15 protein-coding genes are annotated in these 16,557 nt (G+C 45.8%); 3 read left to right on the top strand and 12 right to left on the bottom strand.

What is annotated here, in order from left to right:
* Positions 1-15 precede the first annotated feature (15 nt).
* Positions 16-1,698, top strand: coding sequence for a M20/M25/M40 family metallo-hydrolase (locus AB1K89_RS11930; protein WP_413054938.1), 1,683 nt, complete (start codon positions 16-18; stop codon positions 1,696-1,698).
* Positions 1,699-1,885: 187 nt separating this feature from the next.
* Here the strand turns inward: AB1K89_RS11930 and AB1K89_RS11925 are convergent, their stop codons facing one another.
* From AB1K89_RS11925 to AB1K89_RS11910, 4 genes are all read right to left on the bottom strand, one after another.
* The gene (locus tag AB1K89_RS11925; RefSeq protein ID WP_413054937.1) at positions 1,886-4,006 is read right to left on the bottom strand and encodes an ATP-dependent Clp protease ATP-binding subunit; all 2,121 of its coding nucleotides are present in this window, start codon (positions 4,004-4,006) and stop codon (positions 1,886-1,888) included.
* A gap of 400 nt (positions 4,007-4,406) precedes the next feature.
* Entirely contained in the window at positions 4,407-5,639 is a 1,233-nt protein-coding gene (locus tag AB1K89_RS11920) for a Zn-dependent hydrolase (RefSeq protein ID WP_413054936.1), read from the bottom strand.
* 386 nt (positions 5,640-6,025) lie between these two features.
* Positions 6,026-6,439: a universal stress protein gene (locus AB1K89_RS11915; RefSeq protein WP_413054935.1), complete on the bottom strand. Its 414-nt coding sequence runs from the start codon at positions 6,437-6,439 to the stop codon at positions 6,026-6,028.
* An 18-nt stretch (positions 6,440-6,457) separates the two neighbouring features.
* Entirely contained in the window at positions 6,458-7,867 is a 1,410-nt protein-coding gene (locus AB1K89_RS11910) for a SulP family inorganic anion transporter (protein WP_413054934.1), read from the bottom strand.
* A gap of 185 nt (positions 7,868-8,052) precedes the next feature.
* Here AB1K89_RS11910 and AB1K89_RS11905 point away from each other — a divergent pair, with 185 nt between their 5' ends.
* Positions 8,053-8,817, top strand: coding sequence for a 2-keto-4-pentenoate hydratase (locus AB1K89_RS11905; protein WP_413055102.1), 765 nt, complete (start codon positions 8,053-8,055; stop codon positions 8,815-8,817).
* Between the two features lie 115 nt (positions 8,818-8,932).
* Here the strand turns inward: AB1K89_RS11905 and rlmD are convergent, their stop codons facing one another.
* The 5 genes from rlmD to AB1K89_RS11880 all read right to left on the bottom strand — a co-directional run bounded on the left by rlmD (position 8,933) and on the right by AB1K89_RS11880 (position 13,233).
* The gene (gene rlmD, locus AB1K89_RS11900) at positions 8,933-10,297 is read right to left on the bottom strand and encodes a 23S rRNA (uracil(1939)-C(5))-methyltransferase RlmD (RefSeq protein ID WP_413055101.1); all 1,365 of its coding nucleotides are present in this window, start codon (positions 10,295-10,297) and stop codon (positions 8,933-8,935) included.
* 179 nt (positions 10,298-10,476) lie between these two features.
* Positions 10,477-11,085 (bottom strand): FMN-binding negative transcriptional regulator, encoded by a 609-nt coding sequence (locus tag AB1K89_RS11895; RefSeq protein WP_413054933.1) that lies wholly within the window; start codon positions 11,083-11,085, stop codon positions 10,477-10,479.
* A gap of 43 nt (positions 11,086-11,128) precedes the next feature.
* Positions 11,129-12,034 carry a peptidoglycan DD-metalloendopeptidase family protein gene (locus AB1K89_RS11890; RefSeq protein ID WP_413054932.1) on the bottom strand — a complete coding sequence of 302 codons (906 nt, stop codon included), beginning with the start codon at positions 12,032-12,034 and terminating at the stop codon, positions 11,129-11,131.
* A 114-nt stretch (positions 12,035-12,148) separates the two neighbouring features.
* The gene (locus AB1K89_RS11885; protein WP_413054931.1) at positions 12,149-12,655 is read right to left on the bottom strand and encodes an RDD family protein; all 507 of its coding nucleotides are present in this window, start codon (positions 12,653-12,655) and stop codon (positions 12,149-12,151) included.
* A gap of 188 nt (positions 12,656-12,843) precedes the next feature.
* Positions 12,844-13,233, bottom strand: coding sequence for a hypothetical protein (locus AB1K89_RS11880; RefSeq protein ID WP_413054930.1), 390 nt, complete (start codon positions 13,231-13,233; stop codon positions 12,844-12,846).
* Between the two features lie 174 nt (positions 13,234-13,407).
* Between AB1K89_RS11880 and AB1K89_RS11875 the strand changes: the two genes are divergently transcribed.
* A complete protein-coding gene (locus AB1K89_RS11875; protein WP_413054929.1) occupies positions 13,408-13,911 on the top strand; it encodes a DinB family protein in 504 nt (167 codons plus the stop codon).
* 176 nt (positions 13,912-14,087) lie between these two features.
* Here AB1K89_RS11875 and AB1K89_RS11870 read toward each other — a convergent pair whose 3' ends face one another.
* The 3 genes from AB1K89_RS11870 to AB1K89_RS11860 all read right to left on the bottom strand — a co-directional run bounded on the left by AB1K89_RS11870 (position 14,088) and on the right by AB1K89_RS11860 (position 16,288).
* Positions 14,088-14,996 (bottom strand): lysylphosphatidylglycerol synthase domain-containing protein, encoded by a 909-nt coding sequence (locus AB1K89_RS11870; RefSeq protein ID WP_413054928.1) that lies wholly within the window; start codon positions 14,994-14,996, stop codon positions 14,088-14,090.
* A gap of 248 nt (positions 14,997-15,244) precedes the next feature.
* Complete coding sequence (locus tag AB1K89_RS11865) at positions 15,245-15,736, bottom strand: DinB family protein (protein ID WP_413054927.1); 492 nt, start codon at positions 15,734-15,736, stop codon at positions 15,245-15,247.
* Between the two features lie 18 nt (positions 15,737-15,754).
* Positions 15,755-16,288 (bottom strand): GNAT family N-acetyltransferase, encoded by a 534-nt coding sequence (locus AB1K89_RS11860; protein ID WP_413054926.1) that lies wholly within the window; start codon positions 16,286-16,288, stop codon positions 15,755-15,757.
* Between the last annotated feature and the right edge of the window lie 269 nt (positions 16,289-16,557).

The following is a 16,557-nucleotide window of genomic DNA, read 5'->3' as shown; positions in this document are numbered from 1 at the left end:
AAGGAGGCAAGAGATATGTACAATCAGCTAAAAAATTTGGAATTATCACAACAGGTCGAGATGTTGACTCGTCATTTGGTAAGCATCAATAGCATTAACGGGACACTTGGTGAGGTGGAGATTGTTCAGGAGATCTATCGGATACTTCGATCATTCCCATATTTCGAAGAACATCCCGACCATCTCTGGCTCCAGACAATTGAAGGTGATCCAATCGGCCGTCAAAATGTCTTCGCTTTAGTAAAAGGCGAAAAACTCTCGAAGCAAACCGTCTTATACCATTCTCATATTGATACGGTTGCTGTCGAAGATTTCGGACCCTTGAAAAAGGATGCTTTTTCTACGGATGCAATGGAAGATTTTTTCCGTGGATATGAAAATGATCCAGTAATCCAACAGGAGGCACTTTCAGGCGATTGGATGTTCGGACGCGGCTCTGTGGACATGAAAAGTGGTGCAGCTGTCCATATTGCGAATACTCTATACTTTACAGAACATCCAGAAGAACTGACCGGTAATGTACTCCTCCTATGCAATGGGGATGAAGAAAGCGAACACCGTGGCATTATCGGTGCCCTTTCCGAATTAAATCGACTCCAAGCGGAACAGGGTCTTGATTTTGTCACCGCTATCAATACTGATTTCATCACTCCATTGTATGACGGCGATTCAAACCGATATATTTACACGGGAGCCGCAGGCAAGATCCTTCCTTGCTTCCATATTTACGGTAAAGAAGTACATGTTGGTGACACACTATCAGGTATTGATCCGAATTTCATTGCTGCCAAATTGACGGAACGGATCCATAACCGATATGCCCTTGCGGAAAAAATTCCCGGGGAGCTTGTTCTGCCGCCGACTTGTCTACAACAACGCGACACGAAAGAGCTTTATACGGTTCAAACGGCGATTAGCAGTCATCTTTACTTCAACTATTTCGTTTATGAAGATACTCCCGAGCAAATACTCGGGAAATTGTTGCATGAAGCTAGAGAGGCATGTGAGGAAACCGAGCGTTACTTGCAGCAACAGTTTGAAGAATATATCGAGTTTACCGGATTGCCTTCCCGAGATTTGTCATGGGAAATTGACGTGACTACTTATGATAAGTACTTACAATATTTGATTCAGCGTGGCGTCAATGTGAAATCGATTATCGACGAAGCGCTTGCAAAGAAGTCTGGCGATTTACGAGATGTTAGTTTCTCTATCGTCAGCGCCTTGCAGGAAGCCGATCCTGAAAAAAAAGCTCGGGTCATTTTATTCTTCGCACCGCCGTTCCTTCCGCATAATTATTTGAAGACGGATGTATCACGTGATAAAAAGATCCAATCTTCCATTGCGGAAGTGCTGGAAGAAATGGGTGAACTGACAGACGAGTGTTTTGAGTTAAAAAAATTCTTCCCTTATTTGGCAGATGGCAGTTTTCTATCGATCCATGAGGCAGAGGAAGAACTGGCACCACTTGTTCACAATTTGCCGGAATGGGACAACATTTACACAATTCCATTCCATACCATTCAAAAATTGAATATCCCATCCGTAAATATGGGTGTCTACGGAAAAGACGGCCATAAATGGACGGAACGTGTCTATAAACCTTACTCATTCGGAGTTTTGCCTTTGTTGATCCGCAAAACAACCATGCGTATGCTCGAAAAGGCGTCTGAAGATCAGTCGTTAGAATTAGTGTAAAAGTATATAAACGGCCCCTTTTGACCGGTATATGGGAGATTACCCCATGATGAAACTTTTTCGAGACCGGGACGGTTTGTAACAACAGCAAAACCCCTTCAAGCTTTTCACGGCTATGAAGGGGTTTTACTTTGTTATTGCATCGATGCAAGTAGATCTATGCAAGCTCAATCGGCATTAGACGCCATTACGCTTTACTTACAACAATCTCTTCATCCACAACGTCTACATGGACTTTTTCAATATCATCTTCTTCCAAAATGAGATCTGTCAATGGATCTTCGATTTTGTCTTGGATAACTCTGCGAAGTGGTCGTGCTCCGAAACGTTTGTCGTAGCCGAGCTTCACCAATTCCCGTTTCGCTTCAGGCGAGATGGAGATCTCGATATCGTTTTCTTCAATCGCTTCTTCCAAATCGACGAGCATCAAGTCGACAATTTCGAGTAGGTTGTCTTCTGTCAATTCGTTGAACGATACGATGGCATCGAAACGGTTGAGGAATTCAGGTTTGAAGTAGTCCCCGAGAGACTCTAGCATGGAGACGGATTCATGTGCGGTTTGATTGAACCCGACATTGATCTTTTTCTCCCCTGTTCCGGCGTTGCTTGTCATAATGATGACCGTGTCTTTGAAGCTGACTGTTCGTCCGTGCGAATCCGTTAGTCGGCCGTCTTCCATGATTTGAAGGAACATATGTTGAACGTCCGGGTGCGCTTTTTCGATTTCGTCGAATAGCAAAATCGAATACGGATTGCGGCGGACTTGTTCCGTTAATTGGCCCGCTTCTTCGTGCCCTACGTAACCTGGAGGTGAGCCGATGATTTTAGACACGGCATGCTTCTCCATGTATTCACTCATATCGAGGCGAATGAGCGTGTCACGGGAACCGAATAGTTCTTCCGCCAACACTTTTGTAATTTCCGTTTTACCGACACCTGTTGGACCGACGAATAGGAAAGATCCGATTGGACGCGTTTTTGATTTCAACCCTGCACGGCTTCGGCGGATTGCTTTAGCAACCTTGTCGGCCGCTTCTTCTTGTCCAATTACTTTTTTCCGTAGATTTTCTGCAAGGTCTTTCATTTTCGCTTGTTCCGATGCTTGCAGTTTCGTCACCGGAATGCCTGTTTTTTCTTCTACGATTTCCTCGATATCTTCAACCGTCACTTCATAGAGAGATGCTTCGCCTTTTTCGGCGTCTTCTAGTTGTTGACGTAATTGCATTTCTTCTTGGCGTAAAGTTGCCGCCTTTTCATAGTCTTCCATTTCCGCAGCTTGTTCTTTTTGCTGGACGACATCTTCTATCCGTTTTTCGATTGCATCCGCGTCTGCTGAAGAATGTTTCAGATTCAAGCGTGCTCCGACTTCATCCATCAGATCAATTGCTTTGTCCGGCAAGAATCGGTCTTGGATATAGCGTTGGGACAATGTGACGAATGCTCGGATCGCTTCATCCGAATAACGCACTTCATGGAAAGCTTCATAACGGTCTTTAATGCCATTCAAGATTGCGATCGCGTCTTCCGTAGAAGGCTCTTTGACGATGATCGGCTGGAAGCGTCGTTCGAGTGCCGCATCTTTTTCAATTTGACGGTATTCTTTCAACGTCGTCGCCCCGATGAGCTGCATGCTGCCCCGTGCCAATGCTGGTTTTAGGATATTCCCGGCATCCATTTTGGAGCCTTCCGCTGAACCTGCACCGACGAGAAGATGGATTTCATCGATGAACACAACGACATCTTTCCGGCTTTCGATCTCCTCGATCAATTGCTTCATCCGCTCTTCAAATTGACCGCGGATACCTGTGTTCGTCACAAGTGAAGCGACGTCTAACACATAAACTTGTTTGTTCAGCAGTTTTGAAGGGACATCGCCTTCATGGATTTTCACTGCAAGCCCTTCTGCAATCGCTGTCTTACCGACACCCGGCTCACCGATGAGCACCGGGTTGTTTTTGTTTCGTCTATTTAACGTCTCGATGACGCGTTTCACTTCATTGTCGCGGCCGATGACCGGGTCGATTTGTCCTTCCTCGGCATCGTTCGAAAGGTTTTTCCCGAGTTGGTCCAACAAGCCGTTCTCATGGTTTTCATCGACTTCTCTAACTTGCGTTTGTGCGAATGGCTGGCCGTTCGCTTGGAAAAATTGATTGGCATCATGGCCATATGACGGCATCTTGCCTGCATTCAATTGTCCTTGAATCTGTTGAAAACATGTATGACACATTTGCATTTGCATACGTTGTTGATTCACATGTAGGCGAAGGCTCACTGTCGCTTCGTTTTTACCACAATGTTGACATTTCATAAGCCATTTCCTCCTTATAGTTTTCATTCATTTATATTAAAACTGACATTGACTATCTTTGACTTATAACTTTATTATACACTGACCTTCTTTGACTTTCAAGATTTTTGCTTGATGTACCTAAATGCAAAAAGGCATCTCCCCATCGTGGGAATAGATGCCTTTTTTATCTTCAAGACTTTTTCCTAGAACGCATCGAGACCGCATGATTACTCGGCCGAACCGACTGATGTCGCACCATGACCGCCTGATATCACGCCTGAACCGCTCAATATCGTACCATAACCGCTCGATATCACGCCTGAACCGCCCGATGTCGTACCATGACCGCCTGATGTCATGCCTGAACCGCCTGGTGTTGCACCAAGACCGCCCGATTCCTCATCAAAAAAAAGTATACTTACACTACACTCGCTTGCTTTAACATAAAAGCGCGCAATACTTCCGCCCCTTCCATCAACTGTTCCATTGATGTGTACTCGGCTGGGTTATGGCTCAGTCCGTCTTTTGAGGGGACGAAGATCATGCCAGTCGGACAGAGCGTTGCCATATTCATGGCATCATGTCCTGCACCACTTGGCATTTCGAGCCACGCCACTCCTCTTTCTTCGCAGATTGCTTTTAGTTCGGCAACGAGTGCGCTGTCCATCTGAACAGGTTCTTCCTCTGAAATCTTGTCCATCCATATGTTCAGGGCGCGTTCTTTCGCCACGCCTTTGACCGCTGTTTCGAGTGCAACGACAACTCGCTGGCGTGATTCACGGTTCGTTCCCCGAATGTCGACGTACAAATCAGCGGAACCCGGTACTACATTCATCGCACCCGGTTGTATGGAGAAGACGCCGACTGTGCCGACCGTGCCATGCTCAAGTTCTGCTAATGCTGCCTTTTCGACGGAAAGGGCGATTTCCGCGCCTCCAAGCAATGCATCATGACGGTAATCCATCGGCGTCGTGCCGGAATGATCCGCTGTCCCTCCGACATGTACATGAAAACGGATTGGCGCGGCAATGGCGGAGACGATGCCAATCGCCTTCCCCTGCTTTTCGAGCACGGGGCCCTGTTCGACATGCAGCTCGACAAACGCTTTGATTTCATCATGAAAGCGCCTTGCCAAATGGACCTCTTCCAAATCGAGACCGTTTTCTTCAAATGCCTGCATGAGCGTGATTCCGTTCTTGTCAGTGAGCGACCGCGTGTACGCCGGATCGAGACGGCCCGACATCGCTTTGCTTCCAAGGGTCGATGCACCGAAGCGAGCAGACTCCTCGCAAGCATAAATGATGACTTCAAGCGGGTGCTCTGTCACCACATCTTCATCCGCCAGAGACCGCATCACTTCAAGTGCAACAAGGACGCCCGCCGTCCCGTCAAATTCACCCGCAGCATAGACGGAGTCGATATGCGAGCCGGTCGCGACAACCGGCAGGTCAGGTGAACGCCCCTCCCGTCGGGCAATGACATTTCCTGCGTAGTCGGTACGCACTATCAGCCCCGCAAGTTCCAACTGCTTGATCAGATAATCGCGGGCATTCCTCTCGGCCTCGGTGTAGGCCAGCCGATTAATGCCTTCCCCTTCGTCTGTAAATCTTGCAAGCTCTCCAAATGACTGACGCAAACGATCCAGCTTCATGGCAATCCTCCATTCATCCAGTTAACATTCGAACTATCTTTAGATAAAGTATCGCAACTACCCTAGAAAAAATCAAACAGCGTTAAATCAAGTGCCTGTGCACCACACAGTTATAACAATTCAAGATAAGTCATTTATATACACAAAGAAGCCTTCCTAATGTTGATACGGTTGGCTTCTTCAATTATTTTATGCAATTTTAACGTATAGTCAGAATTGTGTTGGTACCTGTGCAGCAACCAATTATGACTATTCATCGAAATGACTAGTTATACAAAGAAGACATCGGTAAACATGATATCTATAAGGTTTATGTTTTCCCTATATGCAATTGTAGTGTATAGTCTGAATAGTGTGCTGCACAGGCACCAAAATGGGCGGACACCCTATTTTACGACTGTCACTGGACAGTCGACGTGTTTCATCACTTTATGGCTGACGCTGCCGAGGATCATTTCTTGGAATGCATTTAGGCCTCTGCTGCCGATGACGAGTTGGTCGATCGCTTTGGCATTGACGTATTTGATGATTTCCTGGCTCGGGTCCCCTTTGAGCATCGTCATGTTCGCTTTCACGCCAGCCGTATGCGCCAACTCCAGAACAGGATCGACTTTATGCTTTCGTTTCAGCAGGAGGCTTTCTTCGTTTTGCGATAAGAGACGTTCGTCTTTTGCTTTATTGTAATCCGCGACATAGATGAACTCCAATTGCGCTTCCGGTAAATGTTGTGCAAGCGTAATGGCATGTTTTGCAGCACGCAGCGCATTTTCCGACCCGTCGATTGCTACACCTATTTTCATGTGTTTCCTCCCTTTCCCTCAAAGTAATTTTTCATATAGTTGTTCACTTGAAGAATTGAAACCTCGGATTGTCACCGACACTCCTTCTTCTTCGAGCTTCTGCTTCACTTTGGCGACAGCCCCGACAGAAGATTCGTCCCAAAGCTGGCTATCTGCAAAGTCGATAATGATGTCCTTTTCCTGAACGTCGCGAAATGCTTGGATGAATTTCGTTGTGGATGCGAAAAACAACGGCCCTTTTACTTTGTATAGACCTGCGTCGTTCGTCACAGTCACGCGGGAAATTTTGGCGACGAAGAATAGCGAGCTCAGGATGACACCGACAACAACGCCGATTGCCAAGTTATGCGTATATAAAATGATTGCGACGGTGATGAGCATGACAATTGATTCCGTTTTAGGCGCTTGCTTCAGGAACTTGAATGAGCCCCAGTTGAATGTTGTCGCGGCAACCATGATCATGACACCGGCAAGCACTGGCATCGGGATTTTGACGACGACGTCTCCCAACACAATGATCAAAAACATGAGGAAGACGCCCGCTGTGAAAGTGGACAGACGTCCGCGGCCGCCCGATTTGATATTGATCATCGATTGGCCAATCAACGCACATCCTGCCATCCCGCCGAAAAAGCCGGTGATGAAGTTCGCGATCCCTTGTCCACGCGCCTCCCGATTTTTATCGCTCGGCGTATCGGTCATATCATCCAACACTTGGGAAGTGAGCAATGATTCCAGCAAGCCGACGATCGATAACGCCAATGAATACGGGAAGATGATTTTGAGTGTTTCCAAGTTAAGCGGAATATCCGGAAGGAAAAACGTCGGCAGTGAACTTGGCATCCTTCCTAGATCACCGATCGTTTGCATCGATACGCCATTTATAAGTGCAATGCCTGTCATGACGACAATCGCAATGAGTGGCGCGGGGATAGCCGTGAAGAAACGCGGAACCGCGTATACCAATACTAATGTCGCGATTGCAAAAACAAACGTCATTGCATCATGTCCCCGTAAATAGGGCAGCTGAGTGATGAAGATCATAATGCCAAGCGCATTCACGAACCCGAGCATGACGGAGTTCGGGATGAAGCGCATTAAATTCGCAACCCCGAGTCCCCCGAGAATCAATTGAATAATTCCTGTTAATACGGTGGCTGCCAACACGTACTGCAAGCCATGATCCGCCATCAAGTTGACGAGCACTAACGCCATCGCACCGGTTGCCGCGGAAATCAAACCTGGACGGCCGCCGACAAACGAAGTGATGACCGCAATTGTAAATGAAGCATAGAGCGCGACACGCGGATCCACTCCTACGATGAACGCGAACGCGAGCGCTTCAGGAATGAGTGCCAGTCCTACGACGATTCCTGCTAAAATATCGGCCCGGATATTCCCGAACCATTGTTGTTTCAATGTATGCATATGTTGTTCTCCTCAATAAAATGTCAGGTAAAATCGTTCTCATTATAACAGACTGAACTATTTAGATGCCTGTCATCAACACAAGTTCCCCTCGAGCTGAATTGTCGTCATCTTTACTAAAGTCTAAAAATATAGTACATTTGTTTTTACAAAATTCGAAATGGGGTGTTTTTTCGATGATTAAGATGGATGAAATTGTGAGCAAAATAAGTCACGCACACAAAACGAAACAGCCGATTGAATTTATCCGCCACGATTATAAGTTGGACGAGGATACCGCCTATTTCGTGCAGGAGCAGCTAGTAATGAAACAAGCGATTTTACATAACGCTGAAATTGCTGGCTATAAGGTCAGCATGACGAGCGCCGAAACGCAAGCAATCGCCAATACGAATGAGCCGGCATACGGCACGTTGCTATCCACCCATATTCAATATAGCGGTGATACGATTCCGCTTTCTTCTTTGTTTGACCCGTTAATTGAACCGGAGATCATGTTCATTTTGCAAGAGGACTTGTCACCGAATGCAAGTGAAGAGGAAATCATTCAGAAAAGCAAAGTGTGTGCCGGCATCGAAATTCCGGATGCCCGTTATATCGACTGGTTCCCGAACTTCTCTTTGGCGGACTTGCTGTGCGACAATACCGCCACTGGACTTGTCGTCTTAGCCGACCCGATCGAACCGTTGACATTCAATCAATTTGAACATGTTGAAATGGAGCTGTTTCATAACGGTGAAAAGATCAGTGAAGGCATGTCTTCCGCCGTGCTCGGCAATCCCGTATCATCTGTCGCGTGGTTATCTGAGAAACTAGCAATGAAAAATAAAGTGTTGCAGGAAGGCATGGTCATCTCTTCCGGTACATTTATTTCTCCGCTCGTGGCGAAGGAAGGAACATATAAGGTAACGTATTCACATATTGGAGAAGTTGAAATTACGTTTGAGTGAATGAATAGGAAAGCCAGCTGGGGGATTTGCTTTGGGCAGGCCTTCCTGACAATAAAAAAAGAACCACCACTGAAAGTCATGTTCCGACTCTCAGCGGCAGTTCCTTCCTCAATAATCAATCCAACGTCAACAACGCGACGAGTTCCACATGCACGGTGTGTGGGAAGAGGTCGACCGGCTGCACGCTTTGAAGTGTGTAGCCGAATTGGAGTAGCTCAGCTGTATCCGTTGCGAATGTGTCCGGGTTGCACGAGACGTAGACGATCCGCTTCGGTTGGGCGCGGCCGATTCGGCGCATCACTTTACCGCCAGCACCGCAGCGTGGCGGGTCAACTACTAACAGGTCCGCCAAGCCCCAGCTTTCATGTATTTCATCGATTCCTTTACGCGCATCGCGAGCAAGGAACGTCGTGTTATGCAGGTTATTGTCAACCGCGTTCCGTTTTGCAGATTCAATCGATGTCTCGACGATCTCAATGCCGGCCAATTCCTTCACGCGCGCGGCAAATGGCAATGAAAATGTCCCGACACCACAAAACAGGTCAATCATTTTTTCGTCTTCCTGCGGCTTGCCCATCTCCAGCGCAAGGTCGACGAGCTTTTGCGCTTGGACAGGGTTCGTCTGGAAGAACGTATCGAACCATAGGCGGTAACGATAGCCGCCCAATTCATCGTAAATGAAGTCACGACCCGCCAACACGAAAGTCTCTTCGGATTGCGTGCGGTCCGCTATATCCGTATTCACGATCCACATTAAGCTTTTCACGTTCGGATAATTGTTCGTGATCCGGTCAATCAAATTCTCCGCAGCCGCCGCCAATTCATCGGCAGGCTGTTCTGTCGCAAATAATGCAAGCATGAGTTCGCCGGTTTCAAAAGACTCCCGGACCATTAAGTGACGGAGAAGCCCTTCCTTCGTATCTTTATTGTAGCCCGGAAGGCCGAACTCCTTCACCCATTCGCTCACTTCCATCGTCGCATCGACCATATTCCGGCCGGCGATCAGGCATGTTTCAAGCGGGATGATGTTACGGAAATTCCCTTGCTCATGCAAGCCGAGTTCCCCTTCAGGAGAGAAGGTGAATTCCATTTTATTGCGGTAATGCCAAGGTTCGTCCATGCCAATCGTTTCCTGGACGAGATCCGGATTCATTCCGACGCTTTCCAACGCCTTTTTCACATTTTCCGTCTTATGCTTCAGCTGGCCTTCATAACTCCAATGTTGCCACACACAGCCGCCACAAAGCTCGAAATGCGGACAAGGCGCCTCCATGCGGTCCGGATTTTCGACCAAGATTTCTTCAGGTAATACCTTCCTCCATCTCATAGTCGGATCATCCACCGTAACTTGTACGGTCTCTCCCGGTAATGTCTGCGGAATGACGAGCTTCAACTTTTTTAGGTTGCCCAGTTCATTCTCACGCCAAATGACCGCTTGTCCATTTCCTTTTCTGTCCAAGTGGTCGATTTCCGCAACCATTTTTTCTTCTATTGTAACGGTCAATCGATGATTCTCCTTTCATAATTTCCTTTATCTATTAAACGGCCGCTTTTTAAACGGCTTGCACTTGTCTTCAACTGTACTATTATAACGGAAATGGAGCGGAATGAAAATGAATGTTCATTTCCATGTTAAGGTCTATCTATCTACGCCAGAGTTCACCTCTTTTCCATCCGTTCCGCCAGTTGTTTCGACTGTGGATTTCCTTCATTTCGCAATTGCTCAATGATGTTATGATAATCCGTTTCATTGCGATTCTGGCTTAATTTATAGGCAGCCTGAATCTCCTCTACTTTTATTTTAAATCCGACGATGCCTTTCAGTTCACTTTCAAGAAACTTGGGCGAAAGCGTTTCCCATAGCACGGGATTTTCGCGTATGCCCTCGTATTTCTCAAGCATTGCTGTTAAGTCTTTGATCAATTCTTCCCTAGTTTGAATGCTTGCTTTGCCATACATATGGACCGCCTGATAATTCCACGTCGGCACATTTTCATGAGAATACCAGGAAGAAGAAATATAAGCATGCGGCCCTTGAAACATGACGAGAACATCATCAGTCTCTTCGAATGTTCGCCATTGCGGATTGCCATACGCCATATGCCCGGTAATATAGAGATCCTCTTCATGTTTCGTGAACCCGAAAGGCAAATGCGTCGCAACCGGTTTCCCTTTTTTCGTCGTGACAATCGTGCCAAATGAATTCTCTTGTACGAAACTCAAGATTTCATTAACATCTGTGACCTTAAAGTATTTTGGGATATACATGTAATTCTTCCTTTCTCATAAGATCTGCTGTATATGGGAAAGTTCATTTTCCCGTCTTAATTAAACTATTCCTCACTAAAAATCTATCATTGAATATTAGAGGCACCCCTACCCCGTTTAGCTCCGCGTGGATATGCAAATGAGGCTCGGTTGTATTTCCGGAGTTGCCGACCCTACCAAGCAGTTGACCCATTTCCACCTCATCCTCTTCCGCCACAACAACACTGCCTTCTTGCATATGTGCTAGGAAAAGCGTAGCTTCGTGCTGTTCGCAGACAAGGGCGACGTAGTTCCCTTCCGGATGTTCTGAATCTGATTCGGATGGTGTCAAGTCCGGCAGGTGGTTCCTCGTTTCCACAACTTTTCCGTTGCACGGGCTGAAAAGTTCATCGCCATAAATTGCGTATTTCGGCAGGTCTTTCGGGTAGAGCCCGTTTGCGCGTGTTCCGAGTTTCGTCAATTTCAAGACGTCTAATGAATATTTTTGATCCTCATATTCGTTGTGATAATTCATTTGCACATTATTTCCGCCATGGCCGACATAGTACGTACCTTGTTTGAGCGGGAATGCCAGCTCGATCGCCTCTTCTTTGACCGAATAACTTGTAAATACGAATGTATTACAAAGGCCGAATATGAGGAGAAGTACAACATAGACACCGATCGTCATTTTCTGTTTCTCTGTGTTCGTCGTCCGGAATGGCAAGTCGCGTGTTTTTCTCCAAGATATGACGAGTGCGATAATGAGCAGGCCGATCCAAACATAACGGAAAAAATAGCCGATCAAATGCCAGTGGCCAGACTGGAACAACCAAGTTAGAAACATAATTGACGTTAACGCATCCAATAGCCATTCCAATCTGCTTTTAAAAGCAGTTTTCCACAGCGTTGCAATGAAAAATAGCGGCAGTGCGATGAGAATGGCGAGTGACAGAATGATTCCGTACATCAAGTTCCCCCCCTTGTTTTCATCTCAATTTCATCTTCATCCCTTCATGTGTAGCTGTAAATCCTGTTTCTGTAGACCGGTCCCCTTGCAGCGCACCTGTTAGATTCACCGCTTTCACTTAGCCAGCTCCTTCACCCGCGTCCGCGCCAATTGATCATGAAACCCTTTCGTTCCTTTTGTCCAAGCGAAAAACACGATATAGAAAACGAGTAGGCCGTTTGGGATGAAGATGTGGAAGAAGTTTTCTGGTTCTTCAATCCCCCACCATGGCTTCGGGAAGAGAACAATGAGATGTGTCAACTCCCATGGCAACAGCTTGACGGCTGTTCTGATAAGGGCTTGTTTCCAACTGATTTTTGTTTCGCGGTCGGTTGAGATGGTTAATTTCAACAACTTTTTGCCGATTGTTCTTTGTTTGTACATTTCACTGAGAATGAAATATAACCAAACTGGCAATGAAAAAGTGAGAAGCACCCAAAGCTCGATTTGATAGCCCTTTTCGAAATGATTGAAAGGAAATCCATCCGTCGCGCGATAGAGTGCCCATTGGAATCCGATCAATAAGAATGCGATGAGCGTGCAATCCAGCCAATATGCAGTCAGTCTCTTTAAAAAAAGCATTGTTTTCTCCTCCTCGGAAAACAGGTGCCTGTGCAGCACACATTTATGACAATTCATTAGGAATTATATAGTTGCATATTGGAACTAACCGAATGTTGATGTAAATGACTTCTTTAATTACTTTATGCAATTGTAGTGTATTATCTGAATTGTGTTCTTCACAGGCACCGGAAATATTCTAAAAACTTCTAAGAGGATTTCGGTTGCCTTTCAAGTATTCCTATAAAGTTTTTTCTGCATGAGAACAATAAATATCCAAAGGCAAGGACAAGTAGGATGGCTAGAAGAAGCAATGAATGATCGAGGAACAGATGGAGTAAGAAGATATTGGCGACGATTGGGGCTAATATTGCAATGGCCAATGGGACGAATTGATTCGTTAAGAGCAGGATTCCACATATGATTTCTAATGATTTTTCTGCGATTAATAGATATTTGAATTCGAATAATGCCATTGCTTCGGGACTCGTTGCGATGAATGGCTCCAACCCGAAGATGACAAAGTAGCCGTTAATTCCCGCGACTAGAAAAATGACACCTAACAACAGCCTGCTCACGTGCCTCAATTTCTCCGCCAATTTGCACACCTCCCTTCTATCTTATTTTCATTACCTTGTCATCGATCGACTCCTTATGAATGTATCTTCTGCACTAATACTAACAATTCCTGCCTATTACAGAAACCAAATGAAGGAGTTCGACCTTCATTTCACGAATAAGTGAAGGAAGTTGAAAAAAAGGGGGATATTAAAATGTTTACGACAATTGAAGATTTTCTTATTCATTGGGGACATGAAAGTAATTCCACGCAGAAATTACTCGATACATTAACGGATGAATCACTGCGTACAGAGGTTACTCCCGAAGACCGCACGCTCGGTCGCATCGCTTGGCATATCGTGACGACACTCGGTGAAATGATGTCGCGCACAGGTCTTGAGTTCGAGGCAACAGATCACAATTTGCCCGTTCCGGAAACTGCAGCTGAAATTGCTGAAGCCTACCGCACTTCCAATGAGGCGATGGTTGCCGCAATTAAAGAACAATGGACGGACGAATCACTTGCAGAGGTAAAAGAGATGTATGGAGAACAATGGTCAGTCGGTACAGTACTCGGTATTTTAACAGCTCACCAAACACACCATCGCGGCCAAATGACAGTCCTCATGCGCCAAGCCGGACTACGCGTAATCGGCGTATACGGTCCCGCACGAGAGGAATGGGCAGCGTTCGGCGCTCCCGCACCAACAGTATAATAGTTGGTGCCTGTGCACCACACATTTATGACAATTCATTAAAACGAATATAAATTCACCAGGAAGCCAACCAAACGTTGATATGGTTGGCTTCTTCATTTACTTTATGCAATTGTAGTGTATTATCTGAATAGTGTCCTGCACAGGCACCCAAACAATTCTGACACATGCTACCGCTACCGATACTCTTTGAAAAATAATAGGGATGAGTAGAGGAACGGGAGGATGAAATAACCCATACGATACAAAATGAGCAGGAATAGCACCTTTTCGTCGGCGATTCCAAAGCTCTGCGTCCCCCATAGGAAAACGACGTCAAAGGAACCAAGACCGCCGGGGATCATACTCGCAATCCCTGTACAGGCAGCGATTATAAAAATAGGAATCAGAACCGATAGACCGATTGGAATATTCAATAATGATGTTAAAAACCAGATTACTAAAAAGACGCAAATCCATTCACACAGAGAAGCGATGACTAGTTGAACAGCCATGGTTGCATTTATCTGAGGGGAACCCGATTTCCGAAAGCGTGCAATGAAAATGCCAATGAAAACCGGAAAATATAGACTCACCGCTCCAACAGCAATGAAGAGCCATTTTGTTTCTTGCAATAACGGAAAATCTCGATAGAAGAAAGCAATAATCCACGCCAATACGGAAATCCCCGTCAAATAAAACAAAGTGACGGAAGCAATGCTTTTCAATACGCCTTCTTTTTCAATCCTATATTTCGAATAAAAATAACTGCGCAGCATGACGCCGACTAGACCGCCAAACCCGATCAGGTTGGAAAACGTGTTGGCAATGAATGAATTTTGTAAGACGCTCCGTGTCTTCATGTTAATCCCCAATACCTTCACAAGAACGACATCATAGTAAAGCATAGGAGCGATTGCGAAAAATGAAACGACCAAGATGAGCAAGAGCTTCCATGGCTGTAATTGATTTACCTCCATCCAAAGCGTTGGTAGATCTACACCAGATACCGCCTGTCGAATTTCAAAAGCCGCCAAAGCTAGTAAGACGAGCGGAAACAACACCTTTAGAACGCTGAACAGTTGCTCCTTCCTTATCTTGAACATCCCATCACCCCACTCCCTAATAAAGTCCCCTACCATTGTAGTACCTAGCTCCGGAATAAAAAACCTAGAATTTCAATTCAATAAGGTACCAGCCCGGTGCCTGTGCACCACATATTTATGACAATTCACTTAGAGTTATAAATACACAAAAAGAAGCCGATCATGGATGGCTTCTTCATTTGTTTTATTCAATTGAAGTGTATAATCTGAGTAGTGTGATACACAGGCGCCCGAACACCTTCGACAATTCAGTTATCATTAACCCTATGCGTAATTAACTCTCGACCAATCACATTAGCGGAAACCGGCTTCTTCCCAATCTCCCTCGCCCACACTGACAGCTGCCCGATATGGTGAATTTCATGCGCAATTATATGCCGCATGACCTCACCCCAAGCATCTGCCACAATCCGGCCATCCGGCATTGTCTCCTGTAGTAGGTTATGCTCCATGCTCTCCTCCCAATTCCGGACAAACGCCTCCACTTCCGGCTTGAACTGCGCATCCAGCTCCCGGATTCGCTGCAGACTCTTAAAGTCTTCAAAGTTCTCTTGAAAATCCGGCTTTCCTTGCAACATCCGAATCCAGCTCCACTCCACATCAATAATGTGGAACAGCGTCTCTAAAATGCTGCCTACCCCACCAGTTCGCGTTCGAAGTAGATCTTCCTCCTCCACCTCTTCACACCAGCGATACCAATCCTCTCTCACTTGCCAATTGTACGCAAAAAATGTTTTCAAACGGCCCCCACCTTACAGTCATTGATTTTTCAACACCGAAAACACTCGTGCATCATGCGATTGTCCATTTTGGAAGAGATAGCTACGTAGGATTCCTTCTTGCTCAAACCCATGCTTTTCTAATAAATTGATAGAAGCCACATTGTCCAAGAACGTGACAGCTCCCATTCGGTGCAAGCCCAGCTCTTTGAATGAATAATGCAATACCGCCTTCAACGCCTCTGATGTAATGCCGGTTCGCCAAAAATCCGGATGGATCTCAAATCCGATTTCCGCCCGTTTCATTCCTTTCGAAAGGTTATTCAAACCGATTGTCCCCATGAAACGGTTGTCCTCCTTCCGAATCATAGCCCAACGCACGCTGTGACCTGTTAAAAAACTACTCTTAAAACGCTCAACCAGCTTTTCCGCCTGCACCAATTCAGTCATCGGATCCATTCCGTAATATTGGAGAACCGCAGGATTAGAAAAGTTATCAAATACCCCCTGGGCATGCTCCTTATTGACCTCTACAAGATACAGCCGGTCTGTTTGTAATTCGGGAAATGTCATGATGGTCGCTCCCTTTCAAATGGAATAACAACACTTGTAAAAAGTTACTAGATTGCTTCCATATAGAATAACACAGTTTTCGGAATTGCCATTATTTAATTCGTGCCATTTAATCGGTGCCTGTGCATCACACATTTATGACAATTCAACATGAGTAATATATATACGGAAAAAAGCCAACAAAATATTGATGGCACTGACTATCTTTTTTGAGACAAGTAAAAAACACCTTATTAAGCAGCCAGTTGTCGGTATTGTACCGGCGATTG

Origin of the sequence: Sporosarcina pasadenensis (assembly GCF_047228845.1) — a bacterium.
Taxonomy (GTDB): Bacteria; Bacillota; Bacilli; order Bacillales_A; family Planococcaceae; genus Sporosarcina.
This window is presented reverse-complemented; position numbering and strand designations above follow the sequence as displayed.